Annotated in this window: 15 protein-coding genes, 1 tRNA gene and 1 other RNA gene; 9 read left to right on the forward strand and 8 right to left on the reverse strand. The window is 46.6% G+C overall.

Going from position 1 to position 21160, the window contains the following annotated elements; translation table 11 throughout:
- Positions 1–119: 119 nt before the first annotated feature.
- Entirely contained in the window at positions 120–797 is a 678-nt protein-coding gene (locus F0364_RS22125) for a uracil-DNA glycosylase family protein (protein WP_153800003.1), read from the forward strand.
- A 311-nt stretch (positions 798–1108) separates the two neighbouring features.
- Positions 1109–1966: a hypothetical protein gene (locus F0364_RS22130; RefSeq protein ID WP_153800004.1), complete on the forward strand. Its 858-nt coding sequence runs from the start codon at positions 1109–1111 to the stop codon at positions 1964–1966.
- A gap of 19 nt (positions 1967–1985) precedes the next feature.
- On the opposite strand, the gene F0364_RS22135 is transcribed toward F0364_RS22130, so the two are convergent.
- The gene (locus F0364_RS22135) at positions 1986–2609 is read right to left on the reverse strand and encodes a LysE family transporter (RefSeq protein WP_207632828.1); all 624 of its coding nucleotides are present in this window, start codon (positions 2607–2609) and stop codon (positions 1986–1988) included.
- 14 nt (positions 2610–2623) lie between these two features.
- Positions 2624–3010 (reverse strand): rhodanese-like domain-containing protein, encoded by a 387-nt coding sequence (locus tag F0364_RS22140; protein ID WP_153800006.1) that lies wholly within the window; start codon positions 3008–3010, stop codon positions 2624–2626.
- A 383-nt stretch (positions 3011–3393) separates the two neighbouring features.
- Between F0364_RS22140 and F0364_RS22145 the strand changes: the two genes are divergently transcribed.
- Entirely contained in the window at positions 3394–4977 is a 1584-nt protein-coding gene (locus F0364_RS22145) for a PAS domain S-box protein (RefSeq protein WP_153800007.1), read from the forward strand.
- A 60-nt stretch (positions 4978–5037) separates the two neighbouring features.
- Here the strand turns inward: F0364_RS22145 and ssrA are convergent.
- Together ssrA and F0364_RS22155 are read right to left on the reverse strand one after the other, a co-directional pair.
- Positions 5038–5414, reverse strand: a transfer-messenger RNA (tmRNA) gene (gene ssrA / locus F0364_RS22150).
- 138 nt (positions 5415–5552) lie between these two features.
- Entirely contained in the window at positions 5553–6536 is a 984-nt protein-coding gene (locus F0364_RS22155) for an ABC transporter ATP-binding protein (protein WP_153800008.1), read from the reverse strand.
- A 489-nt stretch (positions 6537–7025) separates the two neighbouring features.
- Here F0364_RS22155 and F0364_RS22160 point away from each other — a divergent pair, with 489 nt between their 5' ends.
- From F0364_RS22160 to F0364_RS22185, 6 genes are all read left to right on the forward strand, one after another.
- Positions 7026–9737, forward strand: a complete 2712-nt coding sequence (locus F0364_RS22160; protein WP_207632829.1) for a c-type cytochrome — start codon at positions 7026–7028, stop codon at positions 9735–9737.
- A gap of 132 nt (positions 9738–9869) precedes the next feature.
- Positions 9870–10883 carry an aldose 1-epimerase family protein gene (locus F0364_RS22165; RefSeq protein ID WP_235921201.1) on the forward strand — a complete coding sequence of 338 codons (1014 nt, stop codon included), beginning with the start codon at positions 9870–9872 and terminating at the stop codon, positions 10881–10883.
- 436 nt (positions 10884–11319) lie between these two features.
- Positions 11320–12534 (forward strand): cupin domain-containing protein, encoded by a 1215-nt coding sequence (locus F0364_RS22170; protein WP_153800010.1) that lies wholly within the window; start codon positions 11320–11322, stop codon positions 12532–12534.
- Positions 12535–12793: 259 nt separating this feature from the next.
- A complete protein-coding gene (locus tag F0364_RS22175; RefSeq protein ID WP_153800011.1) occupies positions 12794–13837 on the forward strand; it encodes a sugar phosphate isomerase/epimerase family protein in 1044 nt (347 codons plus the stop codon).
- Between the two features lie 85 nt (positions 13838–13922).
- Positions 13923–15065 (forward strand): Gfo/Idh/MocA family protein, encoded by a 1143-nt coding sequence (locus tag F0364_RS22180; protein ID WP_153800012.1) that lies wholly within the window; start codon positions 13923–13925, stop codon positions 15063–15065.
- 419 nt (positions 15066–15484) lie between these two features.
- The gene (locus F0364_RS22185; RefSeq protein ID WP_153800013.1) at positions 15485–16243 is read left to right on the forward strand and encodes a 3-keto-disaccharide hydrolase; all 759 of its coding nucleotides are present in this window, start codon (positions 15485–15487) and stop codon (positions 16241–16243) included.
- A 46-nt stretch (positions 16244–16289) separates the two neighbouring features.
- Here the strand turns inward: F0364_RS22185 and F0364_RS22190 are convergent.
- The 4 genes from F0364_RS22190 to F0364_RS22205 all read right to left on the reverse strand — a co-directional run bounded on the left by F0364_RS22190 (position 16290) and on the right by F0364_RS22205 (position 21054).
- Positions 16290–16373 (reverse strand) — tRNA-Leu (locus F0364_RS22190).
- Positions 16374–16527: 154 nt separating this feature from the next.
- Positions 16528–17349: an NYN domain-containing protein gene (locus tag F0364_RS22195; RefSeq protein ID WP_153800014.1), complete on the reverse strand. Its 822-nt coding sequence runs from the start codon at positions 17347–17349 to the stop codon at positions 16528–16530.
- A gap of 262 nt (positions 17350–17611) precedes the next feature.
- The gene (ispG, locus tag F0364_RS22200; RefSeq protein ID WP_153800015.1) at positions 17612–19648 is read right to left on the reverse strand and encodes a (E)-4-hydroxy-3-methylbut-2-enyl-diphosphate synthase; all 2037 of its coding nucleotides are present in this window, start codon (positions 19646–19648) and stop codon (positions 17612–17614) included.
- 329 nt (positions 19649–19977) lie between these two features.
- Entirely contained in the window at positions 19978–21054 is a 1077-nt protein-coding gene (locus tag F0364_RS22205; RefSeq protein WP_207632830.1) for a glycosyltransferase family 2 protein, read from the reverse strand.
- Positions 21055–21160: the final 106 nt, after the last annotated feature.

The following is a 21160-nucleotide window of genomic DNA, read 5'->3' on the forward strand; positions in this document are numbered from 1 at the left end:
ATAAAACTTAATTATTGTTGGTTGCTGCCATAGCTTGGCGAAAGCCGCAAACCGGAAATCTTGCCGCTTATAAACCCACGCCTTTTAAAGGTAACAGCGCATGTTAAATTAATTTTTTAATGAAAAAACTTTCCCCGCTGATAACTGATTTTCTTTTTAACCTGCACCTGCCTTTTGCGCTGCCGGAGGGGGTGGGCGTGCTGGATGTGCACAACAACCGGCAGGTAAGAAATGCCTGCCTCGCCTTTTACAGTAAATTTTACAACGATAACCAGGCCCGGCACCTTATGCTGGGTATTAACCCAGGCCGCTTTGGCGGGGGCGTTACCGGCATTCCTTTTACAGACCCCATCCGTCTGCAGGAAAAATGCGGCATAGAAAACGGGTTTGCAAAAAAGCAGGAGCTGTCGTCTGTATTTGTTTACGATGTAATTGACGCTTTTGGCGGGCCTGCCGCTTTTTACGGCCGGTTCTACATCTCTTCCATAAGCCCGTTGGGGTTTGTGCGGAACGGAAAAAACCTTAATTATTATGACGACAAAAACCTGAAACAACTCATAGAGCCATTTGCGGCAGATTGTATTAACCGCCAGTTATCCTGGGGCCTGAACAGGGATGTATGCTTTTGCATAGGTGAAGGTGAAAACTTAAAATACCTGCGGCAGCTTAACGGCAGGTATGGCTGGTTTGGCAATATAACGGCCCTGCCGCACCCGCGTTTTGTAATGCAGTATAAGCTAAAGCAAAAAGAGCTGTTTGTTGAAAAATACTTCAACTTGCTGAACAGCGCCGGCTAATGTTGGCCAGGTGGCAAAACTTCTGTTTTCTTGCCGGTATCAAATTGTTGTTTTTTGCCTTATTGTACTTACGGTAATGGCTGGATGGTAATGCCTGGTAAAAAATTAAACCTAAGGGATGCCGGTTTTTTTGTTGGGCAAAGCGGTGGCGTACAAGAGTGCGATCCCGAATCGTTCCTCTCGGGACAGGCTACAGTAAAGCCTCATGCTTGTTCCTGCTGCCGGGCCCATAAAAATCTTTTGCACGCAGCGTGTAACCAGCGTAGTGAAACTCTGTTTTTATATGGCTTTTGTTTAAAATACAAATTGTTGTGAGCGTATCAAGGGCGGTAGCAATAATTGTTGCATGGCTGTTCTTGCTGGTTAATTGCAGTAAGGAATACAGTTATGAAGGCGGGTCGGCAAGCCCGTTGCCTGCCATTTATTCTCTTGAGGGGTCGCCCCTTGCCTGCCCAAATACAGAACTGACAGGAAGTTATACGGAAGGAACCGCACTTACCCCATCCAACACCGTAACCTTGTGGGTAAATGTTAGCAGGCCAGGTAGTTACAGCATTTCTACAGCCACGGTTAACGGCATTGCATTCAGCTCTTCGGGCCATTTTACAGTAACGGGTTTGCAGCAGGTTATACTGCAGGGCAATGGCACGCCGGCATCCGGGGGTGTTACCGTTGTTCCTGTAAATGCTGCCGGCAGCTACTGCGTTTTTGAGATAAATGTAACGCCTGCGGAAAGCGATGAGCCGGAAAACATTAACCTGGCCGATTCTGCATGGATGTTCAGCCAGGGCGGCCGTAGTTATCATGGCTATTTTGACGGGGCGCTTACCGATACAGTAAACGGCTCATTAGTGGTTACTTTGGTAGGGCTTGTACCTTCAAAAGATACAGCCATTGCCGTATTAGTGGATATCCCCGGTTCCTCCACGGTACAAAAAGGCAGCTATTCCTCGCTAAACGCGGTCACATTTACTTTTTTTGACAGGGGTGGAAACACGCTCTACAGGGCAGACAAAACAACCCCCACAGCAGAATTAACGGTTGCCATAACCGCTTACAATGCACCCACCCAACTAATTGAGGGCACTTTTACCGGCACTGTTTTAAACCGTACCAACCAAAAAGTGCAGTTAACAGATGGAAAATTTAAAGCGGTGCTAAACCAATAGCCGGTCGGTCTTAACGCTCTCACCCTGTCATCATAAAAAAATACCTGATAAGGGCATAAATGCCCAGGCCAAGCATCAGGTAGCCCGGTATGCTGGCTATTACATGGCTTTTATTAAACAGCCTTATAACCCTGTTAGCCATATAGGCTACCGTAACCAGCAGGGTAAAAACCCCCAATGATACCCCCAGCAGGTAGGCATGCAGCCTCAAAGAACTGTCCAGGTTAATCCAATGCTGGCTTTTAAGGTAAGCCGTTATCCCAATCCAAAAGGGCATGGCCAGCGGGTTTAGAAAACCCAGTACCAGCCCGCGGCGAAAACCGCTGTTGTAAAAACGTTGCGAGAGTGCCGATGGCTTATTTCTTGTGCGGATATTTAAAATGCCCAATACCAGCATTACCAGTGCGGCCACCAGGTGAAAATTTTTAACCACCAGCGGCGAAGATGTTATAAACCCTTCAAAGGTTACAGCCAGGTAAGCATAAAAATACTCCGCTATGGCCGCGGCAGCAGCCAGCCGCCATGCCAGTTGGGGCTTGTTATCCAGCCCCAGTTGCACAGAACTGAGGTTAACCGTACCAGGAGGAAGAGAGCCAACAATGCTGAAGAAAAAAGACAAGCAAAAACCCGTAAATGCCTGCATAAACATAATTGGGGTTATGGCTCTTTCGTAACCGGTTTGCCTGCCTCTTTCCAGGCATCAATGCCGCCCTGCAGATTAATAACCCGGGTAAACCCGTTTTTAGTAAGCCAGTCCTGCGCCTTGCTGCCGCGTATGCCTGCCTTGCAATACACGTAAACAGGTTTCGTTTTATCCAGTTGGGCTACTTTTTGTTTAAACTGGGTTTCATTTTGCCAGTCGGCCAGTTTTGCGTTTTTAATATGTCCTTCCTCAAATTCATCCGGCCTTCTTACGTCCAGCAATTGCGCCTCAACAGGCGATGCAAGTTTTTCAAATTCTTCCGCAGAAACCTGCTCTTTTTGTTGGGCAGATACATTGCAGGCTGTAAAAAGCAGCAATAATGCTTTAAAGATATTCTTCATAAATTCTGTTTTTTAACTCTTCTTATTACAGGTAAGCCTTAAAGCTTTTACTTAGTAAAGAAAATTTTCAGGGGGTGCCCCCAAGCTGCGCAAGGGGTCGGGCTTTTCGCTATTACTCCGGCACAAAAGCCAGGCCGCAAAGGCTTCACCGGGGTAACCGCTGCAATCCCTCACCCGCGGGTGTAACAGGCATTTCTGCCGGTGGCAGATTTTATGCTTAGTTTTATACGAATATAACAACGCTGCGTTAAGCCTGGTAAATTAGGCAAAGGTAGGTTTGCCATCCGCAAATTTTTGTTTAACGCTATTGCAATTTTTATTTGTAAAGTTAAACATGCAAAAAAAGCTTTTGGTATTACTTTTGGCGATATGAGAAAACATATATGGCTACACCTGTAAATTACCCACATGAGCAAATGATGGCTGCCATCATTGATAGCTCAGAAGATGCTATCATCAGTAAAAACCTGGACAGCAGAATTACCAGTTGGAACAGGGCTGCTGAACGTATGTTCGGTTACACAGAGCAGGAAATGATTGGACGGCAAATACATATACTGATACCGGATGACAGGAAAAGCGAGGAAGAGAGGATTATAGAACAGTTGAAGCGTGGAGAAAGGGTAGAGCATTTTGAAACCGTGCGTGTTACAAAAGATGGAAAGCAACTGCAGATTTCACTCACCATTTCCCCTATACGCGGTGCGGACGGAAAGATTATCGGGGCTTCTAAAATAGCCCGGGATATTACCCAGCAAAAACTTAACGAAGAACGGCTGGCCATTATTAACGACCTGGCTCAATCCATTAACCGCAAGCTGGATACAGAAGCGATTTTACAGCTTGTTACCGATGGCACAACACGCCTTTCCGGCGCCGCTTTTGGCGCTTTCTTTTACAATAAAGTTGATGTAAACGGTCAGGCTTTCATGCTGTATGCTTTAAGCGGGGCGCCCAGGGAAGCTTTTGACCGGTTTGGCATGCCCCGTAATACCACCCTTTTCTCCCCCACCTTTGATGGAACCGGCGCAGTACGCAGTGATGATATTACCAAAGACCCACGCTATGGTCATAATTACCCGCACAAAGGGATGCCTGCCGGGCACCTGCCCGTGATAAGTTATCTTGCTGTTCCGGTTATTTCGCAGGATAACCACGTTATCGGAGGGCTGTTTTTCGGGCACCCAAAGACCGCCTGTTTTACAGAGGAACACGAAAAGCTGGTGGTAGCTATTGCCGCCCAGGCAGCCATAGCCCTTGATAATGCAAGGCTTTTACAGGAAGTGCAGTTTTTGAACAGGAAAAAAGACCAGTTTATCGGCTTTGCCAGCCATGAGTTAAGAACACCCCTTACAACGGTAAAAGGGTACCTGCAATTATTGAGCGCCGGTATAATTTCCGTTGACGATGCCCTTAAACGTGTTACCCCGCAGGTGGACCGCCTGGAAGCCATTATTGCAGACCTGCTGGACATATCCCGCATACAGGCAGGCAAGCTTGCCCTGGCGCCTGAAAAAATAAGCCTGCAAAACCTTATTAAAGAAAGCGCGGAGCTGGTAGACTTATCCAGCCATAATTTTCAACTGGAGAATGCTAAGCACGATACACTTGTGTATGTTGACAGGCAAAAGTTCAGCCAGGTGCTGGTTAACCTTTTATCCAACGCAGCCAAATACACCCCGGCCGGTAAACTCATCAAGGTTTCATGGAGCATAGTAGGAGAAAATGCACACATAGTTGTAGAAGATGAGGGCATAGGAATTGAACAGAAATACCTGGAAGATATTTTCAGCCAGTTTTACCGGGTTTCCAGCAGCGAAAACCAGGGTAAGGGTATTGGCCTGGGCCTATTCATTGCCAAAGAAATTGTGGAAGCACATTTCGGACAGATATGGGCGGAAAGTGAGCCGGGCAAAGGTTCTTTGTTTCATGTTACTTTTCCTGTTAACCGTATGGTGACGGGGTAGTTGCACAATAAAAAAGCCTGCAAACACTGTTTACAAGCTTTGAAACAATTAATATTAAAATAGTGGAGCTGGCGGGAGTCGAACCCGCGTCCAAACATAGTCACCATAAGTCTTCTACATGCTTATTCCATTATTGGTTGTAGGCGCGGGGCAGGAAATGAACAAACCAACCCTGTGCTTAGCTGGATAGTCTTAGGCAACGGTCACAGCCTTCCGTTGCAGCATTCTGTGTTTGTTTTTTGAGTCGGCGGCGGAGCCTGGCAACAGAACAACCTGCTCAACGCGGCCCTAATGACTAACTAATCACTGATTAGGCAGCCATGGCATACTGAGTATTGCCATTTATAGTTTGAACCTTCAGATTAAAGTGCTAATGATACAACGCACTGCATGCTTATACCTACCGTAACCTATGCTGTCAAAACCAATGCAGCCCCGTATTATGCGGTTAATAGTTTACAGTGTATGTAAACTCAAAGAACTAAAAGCCTTTTTTTAGGCAGGCTGCAAACTTACAATAAATACCGTTGCCTTCAATAACGGCAAAAGAAGGTTTAACTTTTGCTACAGCCAGGCTAATCCAGGTACCAGCGTTGCCTGCCGGTAAGGTTTACCATAACGGCATCGCCCTGTGAGAAAGTATTGATTTGAGTGCGTGCCGTTACGGTAATACGGCCAAGCTGCACTTCTGCTTCGTAGGCACTGCCATAAAACTTTAGTTGCAATATTGTTCCTTGTATGCCGCTGCCGCTAACAGACAGCACCAAATCTTCAGGCCGGGTAAAAAGTTTGCGGCCGGTTGGCTCTTTTACAGCGACCCTGGTAAAACCAGTAGCTATTTCAGCAGGCAACAGGTTGTACCTGCCCAGCAGGCCGGCAACATACTCATCAGCAGGATTGCGGTATACCTGTTCCGGCGGCCCGGTTTGTATTATTTCACCCTTTCTGAGTATTATCATTTCATCCGCCCAGGATAGGGTATCCAGCGGGTCGTGGGAGATGAGCATGCAGGTAATGCCCAGCTTTTCCCCCAGATCGCTGATGACCGATTTCAGGACGTTTTTGTGGATCATGTCAAGGTTAGAAAACGGTTCGTCCAGTAAGAGCAGTTTGGGAGAAGTGCTCAGCAACCTGGCCAGGGCAATGCGTTGTTTTTCCCCGCCGGATAGATGGTCTGTCCTTCTTTGCAGCAGGTGGTTAATGCGGCATACCTGGTAAAGTGTTTCCGCTTCCTCATCAGTCATAAGGTTGGCATATTCCAGTGCCTGGGCTACGGTTAAGTAGTTGGGCAGTTCAAATTGCTGGGATAAATAAGCTATCCCCGGGTGGCCGGGTACCAGTTTATAAGCAGGGCCCCAAACCCTTTCACCTTCGAATCTTATTGTTCCTGCATCTGGCTCTGTAAGCCCGGCTATTGTTTTAAGCAGCGTGCTTTTGCCCGAACCGGTTTCGCCGGCAATAGCTATTTTATGAAACTGCCGCCCGTTGAAACTGATATCTTTTATAGCCCAGTCGTTGCCCTCTTTTCTGCCAACCCCGTTAACCTGCAAAAAGCTCATGTAAAACCCTTTTTATTTAAAGGGGCAAAAGTAGGTATTTGGCGCATGTGCAAGGCATAGTGCTTTGTGACGCCGGAGGCGGCATAAGCATACACTATATTGCGGGCAAGCTGCATAGAGAACAGAACGTAGAAGAGTGCGACGCAACGAAGCCTCATAGTAGTCCATTCAGCCGGGCCCATAAAATTCTCTTGCATCTTAATCTTACGGCCAATATCTTTTCCCGCCTTAACAAAACGGCGCACCGCCGAATTCAGCACAGGTCATAACAGTTCTAAAAGCCAAAGTATTTATGTTTATGCCTTACAACTTTTGCTGTATGAAAATTCATCAATACCCGGCTGTCCGGCGCTTTTTATTTACCATGGCAGCCTGTATGTGGCAACCACAAAATTTATACTTCGTGAAAAATAATTCATGGATTAATTTGTAGAGGATTTCACATTGTTAACCACCCATAAAAGATGCATTAAACCTCCACCAAGTATTATGCTAACTAACTTTTTACGTATTTCATCGCCATTTTACCGGATGTATTCAGTGATATTGCTTATTGCCATAACCATGCTGTACAGTTGCGGCAACAATGCAGATTTAAAGCCAGATGAAACATCATCTGACCCTAAAGTAGCCAATCTTAAACTGCCGTCAGGCTTTCATGCAGACCACCTGTATGGCCCTTCTGAAAATGGCGAAGGCTCCTGGGTTTCTATGACGTTTGACGACAAAGGCAGGCTGATTGCCTCTGACCAATATGGCGCACTCTACCGGATGACGTTGCCGCCAATTGGTGATACCGCAACCAAAACCCAGATTGAACGGCTCATTATAACATCAGATACCGCGGTGCTGGCAGATACATCTAAAAAGAAAGTGAGCATGGGTTACGCACAAGGCCTGCTGTATGCATTCAACAGCCTGTATGTAATGATTAACCATGGCAGCGATGACGAGTTTAGCAAAGGCAGCGGCCTTTACCGCATGCAGGATACCAACGGTGATGACCAATACGATAAAGTAACCTTGTTGAAAGCGCTGGACGGTGAAGGCGAACATGGCCCGCACAGTATTGTGATGGCGCCCGACAAAAAATCGCTTTACGTTATTGCGGGCAACTTTACCAAAATACCTAAGCTGAACAGCTACCGCAATTTTCCCGACGGTAAGCTGGATAACATTTTACCGCAGATAAAAGACCCCAACGGCCATGACAATACGGTGCAGTGGCAGGGCGGCTGGATTGCCCACATAGATTCTACCGGTGCTAACTGGGATTTGATCGCTTCCGGTTTCCGCAACCCTTTTGATATGGCTTTTAACGATGCAGGCGACCTGTTTACTTACGACTCTGATATGGAGTGGGACCTGGGCACGCCCTGGTACCGCCCTACACGTATATGCCATGTAACCAGTGGCGCTGAATTTGGCTGGCGCCCGGGCACAGAAAAATATTCTCCGGTATTTCCGGATAACCTGCCTGCTATACTGAACATCGGCCAAGGCTCGCCCACTAATGTGGTTTCGGGCATCAATTCCAGGTTCCCGGAAAAATACCGTAAATCCATCTTCGCGTTCGACTGGAGTTTTGGTATTATCTACTCCATTCATCTTGAGCCCAAAGGTTCTTCGTATGAAGCAAAAGGCGAAGAGTTTGTGTCTGGCTCACCATTGCCTTTAACGGATGGTGTAATTGGTCCGGACGGAGCTTTGTATTTTCTTACCGGTGGCCGCAGGCTGGAATCTGATTTGTACCGGGTATATTATAAAGGCGGCAAAGAAAACACAGAGCCCGTTAAACCAACTGAACTTACAGAAGAAAATAAAATACGCCGCAAGCTGGAAGAGTATCATGGCGCCCCCAAAGCAGGCGCAGTTGATTTTGCCTGGCCTTATTTAAAACATGAAGACAGGTTTATCCGTTACGCGGCACGCATAGCGGTAGAAAACCAGCCCGTAGCTGAATGGCAGGCCAAAGCCCTGGCTGAAACCGACGCTATTACTGCAACACAGGCGGCCATTGCATTGGCACGCAAAGGCAATGCAGCAGCCAAGAACCAGTTACTCGCCAACTTATTAAAAGTTGACTATTCAAAACTTTCTGAGGCACAGCAATTAGATTTAACCAGGGCTTTCGAATTGGTGTTTGCCCGCATGGGTGCACCCGATGCAGCAACCAAAACGGCAGTGATTGCCTATTTTAACCCTCATTTTCCGGCAAGCGGTGGTAATGAGTTAAACAGGCAACTCAGCAAGGTGCTGGGATACCTGAATGCACCTGAACTTGCAAACAAAACAGTACCGCTGCTTGCATCTGCAAAAGACGACAACAGCGCAGGGCAGGAAACCTTTACCAAGTCATCAGACCTTATCATGCGCAACCCGCAGTATGGTATGGATATAGCCGGTATGCTGGCTAAAATACCGCCGGCACAGCAAACTTATTATGCCACCGTTTTAAGCCAGGTAACAACAGGATGGACGCCTGAGCTGCAGGATAAATACTTCAAATGGTTTTATGATGCCTTTGGCTTTAAGGGCGGTTACAGTTTCATCGGCTTTGTAGATGGCGCAAGGAAAATGGCGTTATCGCATGTGCCTAAAGACAGGTTCGCCTATTTCAACAACCTCTCCGGCGATTCTATTATTTCCGTTTCCGGTACAGACCTTGCAAAAGATGCTATGCGCCCTAAAGGGCCAGGCCGTAACTGGGAAGTGGACAGTGCCATGAAATATGTAGATAATGGCATCACCCACCGTGATTATACAAGGGGTAAAGCTATGTTCGCTGCATCGTTTTGTATTTCCTGCCATAGTATGAATGGCCAGGGTGGTGTGGCCGGCCCTGACCTTACACAATTGGGTACACGCTTCTCTTACAGGGATATGCTGGAAGCCATCATTGAGCCAAGCAAAACCATTTCAGATCAATACGGCGCAACGGTGTTTTATTTGAAGGATGGTTCGTCTATTGTAGGAAGAATGATTAACCAGGACAATGACAAATACATTATTTCACAAAACCCTTTTGCGCCGCTGGTTACAAGAGATATTGCCAAGGCAGATGTAGTACGTACCAGGGTGTCTGATGTGTCGCCGATGTTGCCGGGAATGATCAACAGGTTAAACCCTGAAGAGTTGAAAGACCTGTTGGCCTATTTGAAATCAGGCGGTAATGAAAAGGATACCATTTTTGTAAAATAGGTAAGAAAATTTTATGAGCCCGGCTGCACAAACTACTATTAAGCTTTGCTTGCGTCGCACTCTTGTACGTTTAGTTCTTTGTTCGGCATGTTGCTAACTTGTTGCTTTTGTGCCTTTTTTAAAATCTCTTGCTTGACCAACTGGAAAAACAAAATATCAAATCATACACAGATCGGCGGTATAGAGACCTCCGTGCTGGATAATGGCGCAGGCCGGGGCACACGCATCGCCTGGGTTAATACCGGTACAGGTCTTAGATACAAAATAGTGCTTGACCGTGCCATGGATATTGCCGATGCTTTTTATAACCAATATAGCCTTGCCTGGCTAAGCAGTACCGGCGTAGTGCCGCCACAACCATTCTCCAACAAGGGTGCAGATTGGTTAAAAACATTTGGTGGTGGGTTGCTTACCACCTGTGGCCTTACCCATGTGGGCGGCCCTGAAAAAGATGAGTTTGGTGAACGCGGAGTACACGGCGGCATCAGCAATACGCCTGCTGAGGTTATTTCTATTCAACAACCCGATCCCGTTATGGATAAGCTTGACATGAGCATTACCGGCATCATTAAAGAAACGCAAATATTCGGCCCGGCATTGGAATTAAAGAGGACCATATCCGGCACATTGGGTAAAGCCGTCATCAAAATTCATGATGAAATAACCAACAGGGGCAATACGGTTGCACCACATATGTTACTTTATCACTGCAATTTCGGCTGGCCATTGGTTGATGAAGGAACGGCTATCAACTGGAGCGGCAAATGGCAGTCACGTGATGGCGATAGCAATAACAGGATATTTAATAACAACAATGATTTTCATACATGCCCTGCACCGATGCAGCAACATAACGGCAGCGAAGAAGATGCCGTAATTGTAGATATTGATTCAGATGAACAAGGCCTATGTGTAGCCAGCCTGAACAATAAGCGACTGGGCTTTGCAGTAGAGATAAAGTTTGTAAAAAAGCAATTGCCCTGGTTTACCAACTGGCAACACTGGGGCTTTGGCGAATATGTTACCGGACTTGAGCCCGGTACAAATCCACCTACCGGCCAGGCAAAAGCAAGAGCTGATAAACAATTAATTTTATTAGAGCCCGGTGAAACGAGGCTGTATGATTTGGAGATAGGGATTGTGTGAACGGGGATTGGGGATGATTGAAGAGATTGCGAAGAAATAATTGTGGACGCTATTCGCGGCGTCCTCGCCGCGGATGTTTATTCTATCGCCTCCGGCGATGAAAATAAAGTCAGAGACTTTAAGCATAATACTGCGAAGTCCGGAGACTTCGCAGAGCGCCGTTACCAGCATGCTGTTTTGAAATAAAAGCAACAATGGCTATAGCCAAAGTTATACTGAACAAACATGCCTGAATATTAGGAGGTTGATTGCACATTGCCGAGTAAAGAACAAAGCGTACAAGTGTTCCAATCTTGCTGCTTTGACACGCAAGATTGCTCAACGAAGCTTTATAGTAGCAATACAGCTAAGTAAAAAAACTTTTTAATAAAAGCAGCACTTGATGCCTTTGTGCCTCGGTGCCTTTGCTACATCAAAAAATAACTAACGATTACCAATGGAAAAACAAAGCATTGCTCAAAAAGCGCTTGACCAGGGAAAAGGAATTGTAAGGCTTGCACCTACCTGGGTGCCCCGCTCATTTTGTGTTCCCGGCCGCAGAATTAAACTGCACCCTGATGATTATTATGTATTAGGTGGCGTGCGTGGCGGCATTGATGAACGCTGGCTGTCATCAACAACGCCGGCAAAGAATGGTCCCCTTACAGGCGAAAATGAAGGCTTGAGTTTTATTGTAGTTAATGATGGTGCTAGTGAAGAGCGTGTACTGCTCAAAGATGCGGTAGATGAATTGAAGGGTGCTTTGATTGGTGACCGCCTGTGGAATGAATATCAAAGCTGGCCGATGTATTCAAAGTTCTTCGATAACATGGGGCCTTTGCCACACCATGTGCACCATAACGATGAAAAGGCTGCATTGATTGGCCAGAAAGGGAAGCCCGAAGCGTATTATTTTCCGCCGCAATTGAATAACCATGGTGGCGATTATCCCTACACATTTATCGGTATTGCACCGGGCACTACCAAAGAACAAATACGTGAATGCCTGGTGAATTTTACCAAAGGCGATAACAAGATTACCAACTATTCACAGGCTTACAGGCTTGAGCCAGGCACAGGCTGGGATGTTCCTCCTGGCTTGCTGCATGCGCCTGGTAGTATGTGTACGTATGAACCTCAAAAGGCTTCTGACGTATTTGCGATGTATCAATCGCTGGTTAACGAAGCCATTATTCCGGAAGAACTACTGTGGAATGGTTCACCCAAAGAAAGCATTGGTGATTTTGATTCTTTGATTGATGTGCTTGACTGGGAATTGAACGTTGATCCCAATACGATGGTCAATCGTTTTATGGCGCCGAAGCCCGTTAAGCCTGTTGAAGAAATGCAGGCAGAAGGTTATGTAGAAAATTGGATATGTTATAAATCTGATGCGTTTAGTGCAAAGGAATTAACGGTGCAACCTGGTAAGACGGTTACCATAAAAGACAGTGCTGCTTACGGCATTATTGTAATGCAGGGACACGGAAAATTTGGTGTATGGGATATTGAAACACCTGCACTGATACGTTATGGCCAGTTAACCAACGATGAGTTTTTTGTGAGTGAAGCAGCAGCAAAAGAAGGTGTAACAATCGTAAATCCTTCCACAACAGACCCGATTGTAATATTAAAACACTTCGGGCCTGCCAACCCTGATTTGGTGTTGTAGAAAGGTGGCACGCAAAGCCGCAGGGACGCAAAGCAGTAAATAAAAGGTATAAAAACAAGAGCAAAGAACTTTGCGCCTTAGCGCCTTTGCGTGAAACTTCTAAATCTTAAAACATTTCAATTTGAGGGAAAATGGCACGCAAAACCGCAGAGACGCAAAGCAGGAAATAGAAAGTTTATAAAAACAAGAACAAAAAAACTTTGCGCCTTGGCGCCTTTGCGTGAAACTTTAAAATCTCAAAACATTTCAATCTAACGATATGCAAAGAAATAATTATCCCAAACTACACAACGCCACATGGCCGGGCATAGTAGGTAAAGGTTCCGATTCAGAGCCGCCGATATCTCTTGATACCTTGCTTGAATTGACGGTTAATGCGGAAGTAGATGGAATTAAGTTCGATGGTATTGACCTTGGTTTGTTTGAGCCACATTTTAATATTGATGAAAGTGATGATGGACTTAAAAGGCTTGCTGACAGAGTATCATCATTAAACCTGGAAATAGGCAGTCTTGTTGCCCCCATTTGGGGCGGCCCCGCAATGGGCAGTAAAGAAGACCGGGCCTTGTTTGTAGATATCGTGAAACGTTCCTGTCGCTTCGGGCAAGAGCTCAGAGAATTGGGTGTGCGCCCTAACGGCATTATAAGAATTGATTCAGCATGTAAGCCGGAAGCCTGGTCGCAGGATCCTGCAGGCAATACAAAATTGATTGCCGAGACTTTTCGTGAAGCTTGCGATGTTGCGGCCGATTATGGCGAACGTCTTGCCGCTGAAGGCGAGATATGCTGGGGTGGTATGCATAGCTGGAAAACGATGATAGAAACCATGGAAGCGGTGGACAGGCCCAACATTGGTTTCCAGGCAGATATGGCGCATACACTGCTTTACCTGTTAGGTTATAACCGCCCTGAAGACAGCATTTTACCAGAAAATTTCGACTGGAACGACCAGGATACCTTGTACGCCGGGCTTAAACAATTAACAGACGCATTACGGCCATGGACGATAGATTTTCACGTGGCGCAAAACGATGGTACCGTTCATGGTACAGGTTCGCATGATAAAACAGGCAGGCACTGCCTTGCAACAGATCCTAATGGCAAGCTGGATATTACCAAAGCCGCAGGCTACTGGCTGCGCAATGAAAACGGAGAACTGACCAAAGCCTTTAAACATATTTGCTGGGACGGCTGTATGTTTCCTAATGAAGTAATGACCAAACAGCAAACCTGGAATGATATTCTTGCGGCAATGATTAAAGTGAGAGATGCACATGGATGGTATGAAACCCCCAACCCCTAAAGGGGAGTTTAGCAAAGATGTTTAAAAGTCCCTCTCCTTTGGAGAGGGATTTAGGGTGAGGTCTAACAATACAAACCAAACAAACATGTCAACAAAAAAAGAACTACGCATAGGTGTTATTGGCTGTGGCTTTATGGGCCGTACACATTCCAATGCATATAACCGTATAGATAATTTTTTCCCGGCGCTGGCATATACACCCGTTTTAAAAGCGGTGTGTGCCCGCAACGAAAGTAAGGCGAAAGCATTTGCAGAGCAGTGGGGCTTTGAGTCTTACGAAACAGATTGGAAAAAGCTTATTGCCCGTGAAGATATTGACGCGGTGGACATTTGCACACCCAATGATACGCATGCTGAAATTGCTATTGCCGCTGCTGAAGCTGGTAAAATGGTGTTGGTAGAAAAGCCTTTGGCAAGAACACTGGAAGAATCTCAAACCATGGTGGATGCCATAGAGAAGGCCGGGGTTGCCAATACAGTTTGGTATAACTACCGCCGCATACCTGCGGTTAGTTTGGCAAAGCAAATTATTGATTCAGGCAAGTTGGGACGAATCTATCATTACCGTGCTAACTTTTTACAAGACTGGACCATTAATGCCAACCTGCCGCAAGGCGGCGAAGGTCTTTGGCGCATGGATGCCAGTGTTGCCGGCTCTGGTGTTACCGGCGATTTATTGGCGCATTGTATAGATACCGCGATATGGTTGAATGGTTCTATAAAAGATGTGTCTGCTGTTACAGAAACGTTTGTAAAAGAGCGTATGCACCAGCTTACGGGCAAGGTGGAGAAAGTTGGTATTGATGATGCCTGTATTTTTCATTGTCATTTTCAAAATGGTTCGCTGGGTTTGTTTGAATCTACGCGGTATGCCCGCGGACACAAAGCTTTGTACACGTTTGAAATTAACGGCGCCAATGCCTCTCTCCGTTGGGATCTGCATGACCTGAACAGGCTGGAGTATTTTGACTATGCCGATGAAGGCATTGTACGTGGCTGGCGTTCCATTCATGTTACAGACGGCGACCAACCTTATATGGATAAATGGTGGGTACCTGGCTTGGGTATTGGGTATGAACATTCTTTCATTCACCAGGCAGCAGATTTTTTAAAGAGTCTTGAAGATGGCTCACCCTGCTCTCCAACTTTTAGAGAAGCACTGGAAACACAAAAGGTTTGCGAAGCTGTAATAGAATCTGCTAATACCAAAACGTGGAAAGAGATTTAGTGAATGGTGAATGGTCAATGGTGAATAGTGGCAAGCAACTATTGTCAATTCGCACCCATCATTCACCATTGACCATTCACCATTCACGATTTATGAGCCAGGCCATAGAATATGAATTGAGCATCGTTGCGCAATCTTGCGTGTCGAAGCAGCAAGATTGGAAACTCTTGTACGTTCAATTCATTGAGCGGCTTTTCAGCCCGTATAGAACAGCCAGGAGTATGCAGCCTGGTACCTGGAATGCAGGTTCTGTTTCTGCCACCGGAGGCGCCGGAAACATTGCTATCCGGGCCTGAAAAGATGCCATGAAATACTGGACGTACAAGTGAGTGACACAACGTTCGATGCCATGAAATACTGTCGCTGGTAACCAAATTAATTCGCCGTTCAAAATAACTATTGACGATAAAACAAAATATATGCTACAAAAAAAATTCACTGCTGTTATTTGCACTGCTGCATTGGCTGTTGTATTAGCGGGCAGCGGTTGCCAATCCGCCACAACAGACGAAGTATCAACAGGGGCAGACAGCACTGCCGCGCCGGCGGAAACACAAGGCGGCTTTGTATCCATTTTTGATGGGCAGTCTTTTAAAGGCTGGGAAGCAGATACCGGGTTTTGGCGTGTGGAAAACGGCACGCTTGTAGGAGAAGTAACGGAGGCAAAACCTTTAAAGAACAACACATTTTTGATATGGCGGGGCGGCACCCCGGGCGACTTTGAATTGAAGGCCGAATACCGTATAAGCCCTGAAGGCAACAGCGGCATTCAATACCGCAGCGAAGAATTGCCGGATATTAAATATGCTCTGAAAGGTTACCAGGCGGATATTGATGGCGCTAACACTTACACCGGTCAGAATTATGAAGAGCGCAAACGTGGATTTTTAGCTATGCGTGGCCAGAGTGTTGTGCTAAAGCCAAATGAAAAACCCGTGATTACCGGCTCTGTTGGTAATACGGATTCGTTGAAAGCTTTGATAAAAGTAAACGACTGGAACGAAATTCACATTATTGCCAAAGGCAACAAAATGCAGCACTTTATTAATGGCACTTTAATGAGCGAAGCTGTGGACGAAGACAGCACCAACAGCAAAGCCAGCGGCCTGCTGGGCTTCCAGGTGCATGTTATGCCTAAGATGAAAGTGGAATACAGGAATATACAATTGAAGCAATAGCAAAAAAAGAGCCTGCGTTATTAATAGCGCAGGCTCTTTTATCAAGTGCCCAAGACTGGATTCGAACCAGCACGCCGGTTAAAGCACTACCACCTCAAAGTAGCGTGTCTACCAATTTCACCACCTGGGCAAACTGTAAGTCAAGTGGGTCATTAAGTCAAAAAGTAAAACAGGATAACCCGCACACACTTATTGACTTACTGTCTTTATGACTTTTTTTAAAAGAGCGGAGTGCAAATGTAAGAGATGATTTGAAAATTTGTTCAGGTAATTTAAAAAAGCAGCTATCCTTCTCCGCCGGTGTTTTGAGGTGCTTTTGGCCGCTTATTAAACTTTTGCGTTTTAGCCGGTTTATTCTTTACAAATACATGTTTTACGTTGCCGTTGCCTTTCTCTGTAAGGCGTTCATCAATTTCAAAAGCGCCGGTACTTTTTACCAGCATTACCAGTTTTTTAAAGCCGTAGTTGCGGGCATCAAAATCCGGTTGCTTCTTCAGCACCAGGTTGCCAAGCTCGCCCAGGTATGCCCAGCCAGATTCGTCGGCAAGGTCGTTTACAGAAGATGCTATCAGGCTAATCAGTTTCCTGTCAACTTTTTTAATTGATACCGGCTCAGGGGCTTCCTCCTGCTTAACATCCTCTTCTTTCGCCGGCAAAGTGTCGGCAGGTTTTAGAATTTCAATGTAAATAAACTTATCGCAGGCAGCAATAAAGGGCGAAGGTGTTTTGTTCTGGCCCATACCAATTACTTTCATACCGGCTTCCCTAAGGCGCAGGGCAAGGCGTGTAAAATCGCTGTCGCTGGATATGATGCAGAAACCCTCCACCCGGCCGGTATACAGTATGTCCATAGCGTCAATAATCATGGCTGAATCTGTGGCATTCTTGCCTTGTGTATAGCTATACTGTTGTATGGGTGTAATAGCGTTTTCGAGCAGCAGGTTTTTCCAGCGGGCCACAGTAGGCTTTGTCCAGTCGCCATAAATGCGTTTAAAAGTGGGCGTGCCGTATTTGGCAATTTCTTCCATCATCTCCTTCAGGTTGGCTGATGGCACATTGTCCGCGTCAATCAGTACGGCCAGCCGCATTTCCTGGTTATTCTGCATGGCTTTTTGTTTATGAAAATAGAGATAATATATTATTGCGGAGAAATAAAACATCTTGTGCAGACCCTCACCTGCAAGGTAAAACTACCCGGGTCTGAAAAGTTGCCATGAAAAACCGGACGATAAAGTGCTTGCGACGCAATCCCGAACTTTCGGGACCACAAGGCTATGCCGCTGGTATCATAATCGTGAGTAGTGAATGGTGAATCGCAAGTGGGGGAGAAGCTGACTTATATAGTACATCCCACATCTTGCATATTCCTCACGGTTCTACCCAGGCTTCATTTTCTTTCAGCAGGTTAACCAGTTCTTCAACAGCTATGTTGCTGTCAACGTTGCGTTTTACCACTTCCTTGCCTTTATACAGGGTAATCTTGCCCACGCCGCTGCCTACATAGCCAAAATCAGCGTCGGCCATTTCGCCTGGACCATTAACAATGCAGCCCATGATGGCTATTTTAACGCCCTTCAGGTGGTTGGTAACAGAGCGTATTTTAGCGGTGGTTTCCTGTAAATCAAACAGGGTTCTGCCGCAGGAAGGGCAGGAAATATATTCTGTTTTGGAAATGCGTGTACGTGTAGCCTGCAGTATGGAAAAAGCGGTGGAGTTAATGAACTGCTCTACCGTGGCATTGCTGCTGTAGTTGCGGCCACTGGTATTTTGATAACTGGTGGCCTGCTGTTTATAGGCTTCGCTGGCCATGCCCAGGCAAACACCGTCGCCAAAACCATCCAGTAACAGTGCACCGCATTCGGTGGAGTAATGAATGAGGTGCTCGTCTGTTGTTTGCCAATAGCTGTCGCACACAATAACTGCGGGGTTTTGAATATTGCGGGCAATAAGTTCCACGAACATGCGCCGTACGGATGACATAGCCTGTTTGTTAGCGCTGCTTAAGCACAATACAACCCGTGGGTCGTTGGCCAGGCTGTCCAGGTAAGTAAAATCGTTGGCCGGGGTATCGTCGTTAAAACAGTCAATCATTACAAAGTTCAGCAGGTGGCTTTTGCTTTCAGCATTCACGTAGCCGCTGTCCTGGTAAATGGGCAGGTATTTGGTTTTGTCTTCCGCTTCCTGCCACGCATCGGGGTATACAATCACTTTCAGCGTGCCCGGCAACGCAAATGACAATAGTTGGTGCCCGGTAAAAATATAATCGGCAGCCGCATCGCTAATGTTCCATTTATCCGTAGGTTCATCGTATTTGTACCCTATGCTTTCCAGGTGCCGGGGTGTTATGCTGTCAATCTTGCTAAGGTCTGCAATAACCACCGGTACATGGTGCCCGCCGATATTGTCCACAGCAAAAGTTTGCCTGCGCCGGTATTCAAAAGGTGAGTAGGGAACCTTTTCCAGCGCCGGAACCTTAGCCGGCACTTTTACCGCGGAGGTTTGCCGGCTAACAATAGAACCCTCTCCTTCGTAGCGTTTCACCAGGTCTTTACAAACGGGAATTTCAAATTCGGGGTCTTCCGTTAGCGAAACCCTAACCGTATCGCCAATACCATCTTCCAGCAGGGTGCCAATACCAGCGGCGCTTTTAACCCTGCCATCCTCGCCATCGCCGGCCTCGGTAACGCCCAGGTGCAGCGGGTAACACTCGTTAAACTCCTGCATCATTTGCTGTATCAGCAACCGGTATGCCTGCACCATTACCTGCGGGTTGCTGGCCTTCATGCTAAGTACAATGTTGTGAAAATTTTCACCACGGGCCACACGCAAAAATTCCATGGCGCTCTCTACCATGCCCATAGGCGTATCGCCGTAGCGGCTCATAATACGGTCGCTTAGTGAGCCGTGGTTGGTACCTATGCGCATGGCCGTACCATATTCTTTGCAAATCTTAACCAGCGGGGTAAAGCGTTCCTGTATGCGGTCAATTTCTTCATGGTATTCCGCATCCGTGTATTCAATCAGTTCAAACTTCTTTTTATCAATGTAGTTGCCCGGGTTAACCCTTACTTTTTCCACTATCCGTGCCGCTATTTCGGCAGCATTGGGTGTAAAATGAATATCGGCCACCAACGGCGTGGTATAGCCGCGTTTGCGCAGTTCATTCTTTATGTTCAGCAGGTTTTCCGCTTCTTTTTTTGATGGTGCGGTAATACGCACCAGCTCGGCGCCGGCTTCAATGCAGCGTATGGATTGTTCCACCGTGGCAGTGGTATCCATGGTGTCGGTGGTGGTCATGGTCTGCAGGCGGATAGGATGAAAATTGCCCAGCAGCAAATCACCAATCTTTACTTCTCTTGTTTTCAGCCTTTCGTATTGCGTAAGCGAGTTACAATATAATTGCATCTGCGTTTTTTAATAGTGAGAGTGCAAAAGTACCAAAACTGCGCCAATAGGCAGGCGTGGCGGCGTTTATTCATTTCCTGTTATCCTGTGCCGGTTATTGTAACGTAGTTGTGAAAAGCCTTCGGCTTTCAAGATAATTTTTATGGGCCCGGCAGACGGGACTGCTATGAGGCCTTCGTTGCGTCGCACTCTTGTGCGCCTTGTTCGCTATTCAGCTTTGCCCGCAGTGTAACCATTGTTTCTGGCGCCCAAGGCGCCAGAAACCTTTCGGCATTGCTTTATTCACTACATCCTGTTTTACAGATGTTTTGTAAAACTTGCAAAAAAAGTCATCTGGGCTTGGGGGTAACCCTCTTTTTACCACGGGCCGCCCCGATAGCATACGGGTTCCTCTTAAGTGCAACCAGTGCTATGGCTTTTAGGGTGGCTTTTATCATTAAAAAATCCGCGGCACGCACCCAACCCCAAAGCTGGCCTGTTAACGACCAAAGCAATGCAGTTTTTTGCACACCGGCAAACCCTTTTTTGCTGCTCCTGAAGTAATCCAGCGCCAGCACCCTGCGGTAATACTGCTGCACTTCGGAGATACGGTTTTCTGCCGCCTGGTGATGAAAAACATGGGCATTATTGCAAACATGTACCGGCCCCGGAAAACCAGCGGCAACGCCATAGTTGTCGCCAATGCCGTGGGGGTCCAGTACCTCATCATAGGGAGAGGCCAGCAGCCACTCCCGCAACACCAGCGATGCGCCCAACCCGTAAACAGGGGTAATAAAATATCCGCCCGAAAATTCTGTAACCACTGGCCAGCCTGACCTGGCTATATGGTTAGCTTTTTTTTGATACGCCGCTTTTATGGGCCTGGTCATCCAGGTATCTGCACATTGCAGCGGGCCCCATATACTTTGTTGAAAAATATATTTAAACAACAAAGAGCGGGCAGAGGTAAGCGGGTAGGCAGCTACCCATTGGCCTGCCTCCTGCTGTAATACCAAACCACTAATGGCCCCCGCTTCCGGGTGTTGCGCAGCATGACCTGCCAGTAATTGCAGGTAATCGGCCGGTACTTCTATATCATCATCGCAAAGAAAAACCCATTGGCTGCGGGTCTGTTGCACACCCTTGTTCCTTTGTATGCAAACAGATTTTTCGCTTTGCAGGTACTGTATGTCCAACTGGGGGTAAAGCGACAATTCTGCCGGCTGTAACCGGTCTTCGCCGGAATCCACAATAATCACTTCTTCTAAAGGGTAGACAGAGCCGCACAGGTTATCAAGCAGTTTTAACAAACGCTGTTTGCGGTTGCAGGTAGGTATAACAACGCTGATGGTCAATACTTCTAAGTATGAGTGATAAAATAAAGCCGGCAGTATTGCTCCGCCGGCTTTTCTTTCCGGGCTAACCAAATGTCTTATTTTTTTACCAGAGATGCGGTAGTGATGTTGGTATTAAGCCTATTTAACGCCTGATAGGGAAACGGTTACTGATTCGTTACCAGGTTCGCATAAAATA

The sequence above is a fragment of the Foetidibacter luteolus genome (genome assembly GCF_009650435.1).
GTDB lineage: Bacteria > Bacteroidota > Bacteroidia > Chitinophagales > Chitinophagaceae > Foetidibacter > Foetidibacter luteolus.

Bases quoted from the DNA above. Each gene is read 5' to 3' on its own strand.
- F0364_RS22170 (WP_153800010.1), top strand. From the start codon at position 11,320: ATGGAAAAACAAAGCATTGCTCAAAAAGCGCTTGACCAGGGAAAAGGA.
- F0364_RS22140 (WP_153800006.1), bottom strand. From the start codon at position 3,010: ATGAAGAATATCTTTAAAGCATTATTGCTGCTTTTTACAGCCTGCAAT.
- F0364_RS22125 (WP_153800003.1), top strand. From the start codon at position 120: ATGAAAAAACTTTCCCCGCTGATAACTGATTTTCTTTTTAACCTGCAC.
- F0364_RS22185 (WP_153800013.1), top strand. From the start codon at position 15,485: ATGCTACAAAAAAAATTCACTGCTGTTATTTGCACTGCTGCATTGGCT.
- F0364_RS22195 (WP_153800014.1), bottom strand. From the start codon at position 17,349: ATGCAGAATAACCAGGAAATGCGGCTGGCCGTACTGATTGACGCGGAC.
- F0364_RS22145 (WP_153800007.1), top strand. From the start codon at position 3,394: ATGGCTACACCTGTAAATTACCCACATGAGCAAATGATGGCTGCCATC.
- F0364_RS22180 (WP_153800012.1), top strand. From the start codon at position 13,923: ATGTCAACAAAAAAAGAACTACGCATAGGTGTTATTGGCTGTGGCTTT.
- F0364_RS22135 (WP_207632828.1), bottom strand. From the start codon at position 2,609: ATGCAGGCATTTACGGGTTTTTGCTTGTCTTTTTTCTTCAGCATTGTT.
- F0364_RS22175 (WP_153800011.1), top strand. From the start codon at position 12,794: ATGCAAAGAAATAATTATCCCAAACTACACAACGCCACATGGCCGGGC.
- F0364_RS22160 (WP_207632829.1), top strand. From the start codon at position 7,026: ATGCTAACTAACTTTTTACGTATTTCATCGCCATTTTACCGGATGTAT.
- ispG (WP_153800015.1), bottom strand. From the start codon at position 19,648: ATGCAATTATATTGTAACTCGCTTACGCAATACGAAAGGCTGAAAACA.
- F0364_RS22155 (WP_153800008.1), bottom strand. From the start codon at position 6,536: ATGAGCTTTTTGCAGGTTAACGGGGTTGGCAGAAAAGAGGGCAACGAC.